At 65.0% G+C, this 8,753-nt stretch carries 9 protein-coding genes; 8 read left to right on the forward strand and 1 reads right to left on the reverse strand.

The genetic code is table 11. The features are described 5' to 3' along the window. Positions 1–21: 21 nt before the first annotated feature. From RSO41_RS16375 to RSO41_RS16405, 7 genes are all read left to right on the forward strand, one after another. Positions 22–390, forward strand: coding sequence for an urease subunit beta (locus RSO41_RS16375; RefSeq protein ID WP_315620286.1), 369 nt, complete (start codon positions 22–24; stop codon positions 388–390). Next, positions 387–2,108: an urease subunit alpha gene (ureC, locus tag RSO41_RS16380; protein ID WP_315620288.1), complete on the forward strand. Its 1,722-nt coding sequence runs from the start codon at positions 387–389 to the stop codon at positions 2,106–2,108. Before RSO41_RS16375 ends, ureC begins: the two co-directional genes overlap by 4 nt. A 30-nt stretch (positions 2,109–2,138) precedes the next feature. Further along, positions 2,139–2,609: an urease accessory protein UreE gene (gene ureE / locus RSO41_RS16385; RefSeq protein ID WP_315620289.1), complete on the forward strand. Its 471-nt coding sequence runs from the start codon at positions 2,139–2,141 to the stop codon at positions 2,607–2,609. Further along, positions 2,599–3,294 carry an urease accessory protein UreF gene (locus RSO41_RS16390; RefSeq protein ID WP_315620307.1) on the forward strand — a complete coding sequence of 232 codons (696 nt, stop codon included), beginning with the start codon at positions 2,599–2,601 and terminating at the stop codon, positions 3,292–3,294. Before ureE ends, RSO41_RS16390 begins: the two co-directional genes overlap by 11 nt. 253 nt (positions 3,295–3,547) lie before the next feature. Next, complete coding sequence (gene ureG / locus RSO41_RS16395; RefSeq protein WP_315620290.1) at positions 3,548–4,174, forward strand: urease accessory protein UreG; 627 nt, start codon at positions 3,548–3,550, stop codon at positions 4,172–4,174. Between the two features lie 41 nt (positions 4,175–4,215). Beyond that, a complete protein-coding gene (locus RSO41_RS16400) occupies positions 4,216–4,806 on the forward strand; it encodes a HupE/UreJ family protein (RefSeq protein WP_315620291.1) in 591 nt (196 codons plus the stop codon). Positions 4,807–5,044: 238 nt separating this feature from the next. Beyond that, positions 5,045–6,517, forward strand: coding sequence for a phospholipase D-like domain-containing protein (locus RSO41_RS16405; protein ID WP_315620292.1), 1,473 nt, complete (start codon positions 5,045–5,047; stop codon positions 6,515–6,517). A 17-nt stretch (positions 6,518–6,534) separates the two neighbouring features. On the opposite strand, the gene RSO41_RS16410 is transcribed toward RSO41_RS16405, so the two are convergent. Continuing rightward, positions 6,535–7,467, reverse strand: coding sequence for a YihY/virulence factor BrkB family protein (locus RSO41_RS16410; RefSeq protein ID WP_315620308.1), 933 nt, complete (start codon positions 7,465–7,467; stop codon positions 6,535–6,537). Between the two features lie 227 nt (positions 7,468–7,694). Between RSO41_RS16410 and RSO41_RS16415 the strand changes: the two genes are divergently transcribed. Next, positions 7,695–8,753: hypothetical protein (locus RSO41_RS16415; protein WP_315620293.1), on the forward strand; the 1,059-nt coding region annotated here is incomplete at its 3' end.

An 8,753-nucleotide genomic window follows, 5' to 3' on the forward strand; every position in this document is an offset into this window, starting at 1 on the left:
CGTGAGGAAAGGAGCCACAACATGATTCCCGGTGAATACCAGTTGCAGGACGGCGAGATCGCGCTGTGCGAGGGACGTGAACGCGTCACCCTCGAGGTGGCCAACACCGGCGATCGACCGATTCAGGTCGGTTCCCACTACCACTTCGCCGAGGCCAACCCGGCGCTGGTCTTCGATCGCGACAAGGCACGAGGGTACCGTCTCGACGTAGCCGCCGGCACGGCGATTCGCTTCGAGCCGGGGCAGAGCCGCGATGTCACGCTGATTCCCTATGTCGGCAGCCGGCATGTCTTCGGTTTTCGCGGCGAGGTGATGGGGTCGCTCTCTGGTGCGTCCGCTGCCGCGCGAATTTCCCCATCCGTCGACGCTGGCAGGGGAGAGACGTCATGACCGATACGACCCCGAACAAGGTCAGTCGTCAGGCCTATGCCGATATGTACGGTCCCACCACCGGAGATCGAGTGCGTCTCGGCGATACCGAGTTGTGGATCGAAGTGGAGAGCGATGCCGCGCCTTACGGCGACGAGGTCAAGTTCGGCGGTGGCAAGGTGGTCCGTGATGGCATGGGGCAGAGCCAGCGGCATGACGATGCGGTGATGGATACCGTGATCACCAATGCCCTGATCCTTGATTGGTGGGGCATCGTCAAGGCCGATGTGGGGCTGAAGAGCGGGCGCATCGCGGCCATCGGCAAGGCCGGCAACCCCGATATTCAGCCCGATGTACAGATCGTCATCGGTCCCGGCACCGAGATCATCGCCGGCGAGGGCAAGATCCTCACTGCCGGCCACATAGACGCGCATATTCACTTCATCTGCCCGCAACAGGTGGAAGAAGCGCTGGCCAGCGGCGTCACCACCATGCTGGGTGGCGGTACGGGACCGGCAACCGGCTCCAATGCGACGACCTGTACACCAGGGGCCTGGCATATCGGCCGCATGCTCCAGGCCGTGGATGAACTGCCGATGAACATCGGCCTGCTCGGCAAGGGCAACGCCAGCCTGCCCGAGGCGCTCGACGCCCAGATCGAGGCGGGCGCCATGGGCCTCAAGCTGCACGAGGACTGGGGCACCACCCCGGCCTCCATCGACAACTGCCTGAGCGTGGCCGAGCGATATGACGTCCAGGTCGCCATTCACACCGACACCCTGAACGAATCGGGATTCGTCGAAGATACCCTGGCGGCCTTCGCCGAGCGTGGCATCCATACCTATCACACCGAAGGCGCCGGGGGCGGGCATGCCCCGGACATTCTCACTGCCTGTGCCCTCGATTACGTGCTGCCGTCCTCTACCAATCCGACCCGGCCCTACACGGTGAACACCATCGACGAGCACCTGGACATGCTGATGGTCTGCCACCACCTGGATCCGTCGATTCCCGAGGACGTGGCCTTCGCCGATTCGCGGATTCGTCGCGAGACCATCGCCGCCGAGGACATCCTCCACGACATGGGCGTGATTGCCATGATCGCCTCCGATGCCCAGGCCATGGGGCGGGTCGGCGAGGTGGTGTGCCGCACCTGGCAGACTGCGCACAAGATGAAGGTCCAGCGTGGCCTGTTACCGGAGGATGTCGAACGCGGTGCCGACAATTTTCGCGCTCGCCGGTATATCGCCAAGACCACCATCAATCCGGCGCTGACCCATGGCATCGCGCATGAAGTGGGGTCCGTGGAGGTCGGCAAGCTGGCCGATCTGGTGCTATGGGACCCGGCCTGTTTCGGTGTCAAGCCGGCGCTGGTCCTCAAGGGGGGCATGATCGCCCTGGCGCCCATGGGCGACCCTAATGCCTCGATTCCCACGCCCCAGCCGGTGCATTACCGGCCGATGTTCGGCGCCTTGGGACGAGCGGCGAGTCACACGCGGGTATCGTTCGTCAGCCAGGCGGCCTTCGATGCCGGGGTTGGCGAGCAACTGGGGCTGATCAGTCCGTTATCGGCATGTCGTGACGTGCGAGGCATACGCAAGCGCCACATGAAGCTGAACGAGGCTTGTCCACGGCTCGAGGTCGATCCACAGACCTACGAAGTGCGGGCCGACGGTGAGCTGCTGACCTGCGAGCCGGCCACCGAGCTGCCGCTGGCCCAGCGCTATCATTTGTTCTGAGCCACGAGCGGCTCGAGACTGAGGTAGACGATGTTGAAACTGACCGAACGCCTGGGGCCCATCGTGGTGGGCCAGGCCTCCGATACCCTGACGCTGCCCTATGAGCGGCGCGTGCGGGGCCGCTTCAAGGCAACGAGCGATGCCGGGCGGGAGTTGGGGGTGTTCCTGGAGCGCGGCCCGGTGCTTCGTGATGGCGAGGGGCTGGGCACCGAAGAGGGGGACGTGATTGCCGTGCGCGCCGCCGGTGAGCCGGTGGTGACCGCCCATGTGCCGGCCGGCCTGCCACTGGCCCGACTGTGCTATCACCTGGGCAACCGACACGTGACCCTGGCAATCGGCGGCGATGAGCACCATGGCTGGGTGCGCTTTGCGCCGGATCATGTCCTGGAAGACCTGGCGAGCCGGCTGGGCGCTCGACTCGAGCATCACGAGGCGCCGTTCGATCCCGAGCCCGGGGCCTATGGCGCGGTGGAACATCATGGCCATGATCATGCCCACTGAGACGAATCCGAGTCATCGCGACCCGCTGGCACTGACGGGCTTGCTGCAGCTGGTCAGCCCGGCCTTGCCGATCGGCGCCTTTGCCTGGTCGCAGGGGCTGGAGAGCGCCTTCGAGCTCGGTTGGGTCAGTGACGAAAGGAGTCTCGAGGCCTGGGTGCAGGGTGTACTCGATGATGGCCTGACACGCTGCGACCTGCCGGTACTGGCCCGTGTCATGCGGGCTTGGGAGGCCAGCGACGCGGCGTCATTGACGTATTGGAACGACTGGCTCCAGGCCAATCGCGAGACTCGGGAGTTACTCGAGGAGGAGCGTCGCCTGGGGGCGGCGCTGGTGAGACTGCTGGGCAACCTGGCGCTCTTGCCGACGACGCCGAGGCTGCCCGAGTCCCCGGGCTATGTGGTGATGTTCGGCCTGGCCGCCTGGCGACGCGGTATCGACGAAGAAGAAGCGTTGCTGGGCTTCGCCTGGGCCTGGCTCGAGAACCAGCTGGCGGTGGCCTGCAAGGCATTGCCGTTGGGGCAGACCTCGGCCCAGCGCATCATCGAGCGCACGCGGCCGGTGCTCGCCGACGCAGTCGAGGCCGCATCGAGGTTGCCGGACGACGACCTGGGGCCGGCATTGCCCGGCCTGGCGCTCGCCAGTGCCCTGCACGAGACCCAGTATTCGCGGTTGTTTCGAAGTTGACAGATCGAAGCCGCCAGGCCAGCGCACTGCGCTCACCACGCCCCGCGTCCGAAACCCTGGCGCCTCGCTCGGTCTCCTGCGGTCGGAAAGACGGCACCGCCCTGTGCCGGCTTTCCTCGATCTTCCTCCCTGAAGATCGACCGCGTCGCCTCGACCGAGTCGCCAGCGGCCACGTGAGATGGATGCGGCAGCGGCTGGCCTGACTGCACCGCAAACCTGACAGAGCCGCCCTGACGGCCAAGGAGAAAATGAGATGAAACATTGCCTTCGTGTAGGCGTTGGTGGTCCGGTGGGCTCCGGCAAGACGGCGCTGCTCAAGCAGCTCTGTCTGGCGCTGCGCGAGCGCTACGATATCGCCGTGGTGACCAACGATATCTATACCCGCGAGGATGCCGATTTCCTGACGCATCATCAGGCGCTGCCCGCCGATCGGATCCTCGGGGTCGAGACCGGGGGCTGTCCGCACACCGCGATTCGCGAGGATGCCTCGATGAACCTCGCCGCCATCGATGATCTCCAGGCCCGCCATCCGGGACTCGAGCTGGTGCTGGTCGAATCCGGCGGCGACAACCTGTCGGCGACCTTCAGCCCGGAGCTTTCCGATCTGACGCTCTACGTGATCGACGTGTCGGCCGGCGACAAGATTCCGCGCAAGGGCGGACCGGGCATCACCAAGTCCGACCTGTTGATCATCAACAAGATCGATATTGCCGAACAGGTTCATGCGTCCCTCGAGGTCATGGAGCGCGACGCGGCCATGATGCGTGGCGAGCGGCCTTTCGTGTTCACCAACCTGCACGACGGCGTGGGTCTGGACACCATTGTCGACTTTCTCGTCGAGCGCGGCATGTTGCCCGACCGGCTCGACACGCGTTCCTGAACTGCCACCGATCGACCCTCGATCACGACAAGGAGATCACCATGCCCCCTCTGCCTTATTTCCGTTTCTGGCTCGTCGTTCCCGGCCTGCTCCTGATGTCCGGCCTGGCCATGGCACACCCCGGCCATGGCGCCGAACAGGGTGGTTTCATGGCCGGTCTGGTACATCCGCTGTTCGGTCCCGATCATCTGCTGGCGATGGCCGCCATCGGCCTGTGGAGCCTCGGTCAGTCGCGTCGACTCCGCCTGGCCGTGCCCTGTCTCGCGGTGGGCGGCATGATCATCGGTGCGGGACTGGCCGTCGTCGGTGTCGGTCTACCCGGGGTGGAAAGCGCCATCGCGCTGTCGGTGCTGCTGGCCGGGGTGCTGGTCGCGACGCTGGCACGCCTGCCTGGCTTGCTGGGTGGCCTTCTGGTGGTGGGCTTCATGCTCTTCCACGGCCATGCCCATGGCACCGAGATGCCGCATGGCGCCTCGCTGGTCACCTATCTGGCGGGCTTCAGTCTGGCGACATTGGCGATTACCCTGACGGCGCGATTGGCCGGTGGCTGGCTGCAGGCCCGCGAGAGCCGTCCGCTGCGTGTCGTCGGTGCGGCGATTGCGGCGATCGGTGCCTTCTTCGCCTTGTCCTGAGAGGGTGTTTACAAATTACTGCGCTCGACCATACTGCGTTGAAATTCGGCTCGAAATGCTCATTTAGTACGGATAAACTCCGCATTCTCGCCTAATTTCGCCTTGTCTGGCCGTCGCTCGTGACTTTTGTAAACACCCTCTGAGAGGGTGGACGTCGAAACCTGCACGCTGGATGACAAGCCGGTATGCTGCTCGGCATGGCCACGGAATCGGGCCACCATCAGCCGGGAGCGACGGCATGCCGAGACTCGGAAACACCCGCCAGGGAGGCGGCACGTCCATGTGGTTATGGGGAGTTCTGGCTATCGCGATGGCGCTGTGGGGGAGCATGGCTGCCTGGCAGCGTTACAAGCCGCTGCCGGAGGGCATCGGGTTGGCGCATCCCGAACGGCGCGTCGTCGAGGCGCGTCTGCTCGTCGACGAGACCTGGTATGACGATTCGGGGCAGCGGCATCTCGACCAGGCGATATTCGACGAAGTGCTGGCGATGATCGGTCAGGCTCGCCGCCTGATCGTGATGGACATGTTCCTGTTCAACGACTTCGCGGGCGAAGCAGCGGGAAATGACGATTTCGTGCCGCTCTCGTCTCGCCTCGCCGATGCGCTAGTCGAGCAGCGTTCCCGTTATCCAGACCTCGAGGCGGTGGTGATCACCGACCCGCTGAACACCCTGTACGGCGGCTTGGCGCTTGAGCATCTCGAGCGGCTGCGCAAGGCGGGCATCAAGGTCGTGATGACCGATCTGGACAGGCTGCGTGCGTCCAATCCGCTCTGGTCCGGTATCTGGCACCTGGGGCTCGACCGGCTGGGCAACAATCCCGAAAGTGGCTGGTTGCCCAACGCGATGGGGCCGGGGCGCGTGACCTTGCGCAGCTATCTGGCGCTGCTCAACTTCCGTGCCAACCACCGCAAGACGCTGGTGGTGGATCAGGGCGATGACTGGGCGGGGCTGGTGACTTCCGCCAACCCCCATGACGCGAGCAGCCTGCACGATAACCTGGCCCTGCGTTTCGAGGGGGCGGCGGCACTCGACCTGCTGGCTTCCGAACGTCCGGTGGCAGCCTGGGCCGGCGTGACCCTGCCTGGCCCGCCGTCGCCAGCACCGTCCAGCGAGCCCGAGGGTGCGACCTTGCGGGTACTGACCGAAGGGGCGATTCGCGATGCGTTGCTGCAGATGGTTCGCGACGCGGTGCCCGGTGATCGTCTGGATGTCGCGGTCTTCTATCTGTCGCATCGGCCCTTGATCGAATCGATGATCGAGGCACGTCGGCGCGGCGTGACGGTGCGCGTGCTGCTCGATGCCAATCGCGAGGCCTTCGGCATCGAGAAGGGGGGCATTCCCAATCGTCCGGTGGCCGAGGAACTGGAGGTGGCCGATGTCGAAGTGCGCTGGTGCGTTACCCGGGGCGAGCAGTGCCACACCAAGTTGCTGCTCCATCGAGCCGCGGCGGGAGACGAGGCGTCGATGATCCTGGGATCGGCCAACTACACGCGCCGGAACCTGGACAATCTCAATCTGGAGACCAGCGTACGCCTGACGGGACCGGCGGCGCAGCCGGCCCTGGCCGATGCCATCGACCATGTCGAGCGACAGTGGCACTCGACCCCGGCGCGCACCACCAGTCGTGAATACACCGAGGCCGATGATGTGGGCGCCATGGCCTGGTGGCGGTATCGATTGATGGAGGCCAGCGGGCTGTCCACGTTCTGAGCGGCATGTCGGGACGGTCAGTCCACGTGGGTGACGGCCTGGTGACGGGAATCGATGTGCCAGGCCAGGCCCAGGCGAGTGTTGCGTTCCAGTTCGGCGATGACCTGAGCACCAAGCAGCAGGATGATGGCACCCACTTCCAGGATCAGCAGGATCACGATCAATGTCGCCAGGGAGCCGTAGACGGCGTTGACGAAGGAAAGGTTGGTGAAATAGAAGACCAGCAGTGCGCGGGCGCCTTCCCAGAGCAGCGCAGCGACGAAGCCGCCGATCAGGGCGCGGTGCAGGGCGATCCGGACGACCGGCATGACCTTGTAGATGGCGCTGAACAGCAGGAAGACCCCGACGAAACTGGTCAGGTTGAGCATCGGGCCGGAGAGGCCCGAAAACGGCAGCTCACGCCCGAGCAGTGCCATCCAGACCGTATTGACGGTGTTGGCCAGGCTGACCATGAGCGTCAGGCTCAACAGACCGGCCCCCAGCACCAGCATGAAGGCATAGGGCATCAACACCGACACCCATACCGAACGATCGGCATGGGTATCCGAGGCATGGAAGATGATCGCCAGGGCATCCTCGAGCATGCGGAAGGCGAAGGAACTGAAGACCAGCAGTACCGGGATGCCGAGGATGCCGATGGCATCACGCGAGTCGAGCAGCGAGCGCACCGCATCGAGCACCACTTCGGCATAGGCGGGGGTGAGGTGGCGGACCTGGACGGCCAGCACCCCCATCAGTTGCTGCTCGTCCACCACGCCTGCCAGCAACACGACCAGCAGGGCGAACAAGGGCACGATCGACAGCAGGACGTTGTAGCCGACACCGCCCGCCAGCAGGATGCCGCGATTGCGCAGGAAGGTGGCCAGGACGCGCCAGGCGAAGCGAGCCACTCGGCTGGCGAGCGTGGAGAGGTAGCGTCGGCTGGGCGGGAATGTCGGGGAGTCGGACATGGGCAAGCCGGTCGAGGATCTCCTGGCATGATACGCTGTCCGACGCGATTCGCGTCAATTGCCGCATGGCGCGCCAGGATATCCGTCCATGCACAAGGACGTTATCCGGTGTTGGCGAAGAGTTGACGCCAAGAGGCGCCCCAGGGTGTATGCTGAATCGACCCATCGCGCATGGCCCGGGAAGGGCCAATGCCATACACATCGACCCATGTCGGGGGAGAAAGCCGATGTCAGACAGTTCCATGCGACAGCTTTTTCAGGACAACCGTGTCAGGGTGCTGGCCGCCGTGGCCGTGGTGGCCGTGGTCTGGGCATTGTTCGCCCAATCCAGCGTCAGTTCCAGCAATGAGGCGCGCCGCTCACTGCAATCACGACTGGAAGCGCTTCAGACCGAGAACGAGACCCTCAAGAGCCAGGTGGCCGAACAGGAGGCAGCGCAATCCGAGGTCGAGGCACTTCAAGCGCGTACCGACGAGCTCGAACAGCAGCGTCAGGCCGCCGAGGCAGAGCTGGAGAGCGTTACCGCCGACGTCGAGCAGGCCAGAACACAACTCGAGGAAGCCAATGCCGCCCTCGAGCCTCTGCAATCCAAGGTGTCCGAGGCCGAGCAGCGGCTCGAGGAGCGCCAAGCCTCGCTGGAGGAAACCCGGCAACAGGCGGAAGAGGCGTCACAGGCTCGTGACGAGGCCCTGGCGGCTCGCGACGAGGCCGTGGACGCCCGTCAGCAGGCTGAGCAGCAACGGGAAAATCTGGCTGAACAGGTCGCCGAACTCGAGCAGCAGAGCGGTGAGCTGGAAGCGTCCCTGGAGCCGTTGCGCGAGGAGCATCAGCAGCTGCAGGCTCAGCGTGACGACGCCAGCAGCAAGCTGGAAGCGCTGAAGACCAAGCTTCAGGAAGGGCGTGAGGAGCTCGCGGGGCTCGACAGCAAGGTCGAGGCGCGCAGCCAGCAGTTGGCAGAGCTGAAGAGCGAGCTGGCCGGTTGGCGCGATGCCCTGGCCAACCTCGACGCTGAAGTGACTCCGGCCAATGAGGCCGATGACGGTGAGCAGGCTCGTTCGGAAACTGGCAGCGAGAAAGCGGCGTCGTCCACCGACGCGAGCGAGAGTGAAGCGACCGAGTCTCAGGGCGGCGAGGAAGCCGCATCGTCCACTGAAGCATCCGAGAGTGAAGCGTCCGAGTCTCAGGGCGGCGAGGAAGCAGCGCCGGCCACCGACGCATCCGAGGGTGAATCGTCCGAGTCGCAGGGCGGCGAGGAAGCCGCATCGTCCACCGACGCATCCGAGGGT

The sequence above is a fragment of the Halomonas sp. I1 genome (assembly GCF_032334135.1).
In the GTDB taxonomy this organism is placed as follows: domain Bacteria; phylum Pseudomonadota; class Gammaproteobacteria; order Pseudomonadales; family Halomonadaceae; genus Halomonas.

Bases quoted from the DNA above. Each gene is read 5' to 3' on its own strand.
- ureC (WP_315620288.1), top strand. From the start codon at position 387: ATGACCGATACGACCCCGAACAAGGTCAGTCGTCAGGCCTATGCCGAT.
- RSO41_RS16375 (WP_315620286.1), top strand. From the start codon at position 22: ATGATTCCCGGTGAATACCAGTTGCAGGACGGCGAGATCGCGCTGTGC.
- RSO41_RS16405 (WP_315620292.1), top strand. From the start codon at position 5,045: ATGCCGAGACTCGGAAACACCCGCCAGGGAGGCGGCACGTCCATGTGG.
- RSO41_RS16410 (WP_315620308.1), bottom strand. From the start codon at position 7,467: ATGTCCGACTCCCCGACATTCCCGCCCAGCCGACGCTACCTCTCCACG.
- ureE (WP_315620289.1), top strand. From the start codon at position 2,139: ATGTTGAAACTGACCGAACGCCTGGGGCCCATCGTGGTGGGCCAGGCC.
- ureG (WP_315620290.1), top strand. From the start codon at position 3,548: ATGAAACATTGCCTTCGTGTAGGCGTTGGTGGTCCGGTGGGCTCCGGC.
- RSO41_RS16400 (WP_315620291.1), top strand. From the start codon at position 4,216: ATGCCCCCTCTGCCTTATTTCCGTTTCTGGCTCGTCGTTCCCGGCCTG.
- RSO41_RS16390 (WP_315620307.1), top strand. From the start codon at position 2,599: ATGCCCACTGAGACGAATCCGAGTCATCGCGACCCGCTGGCACTGACG.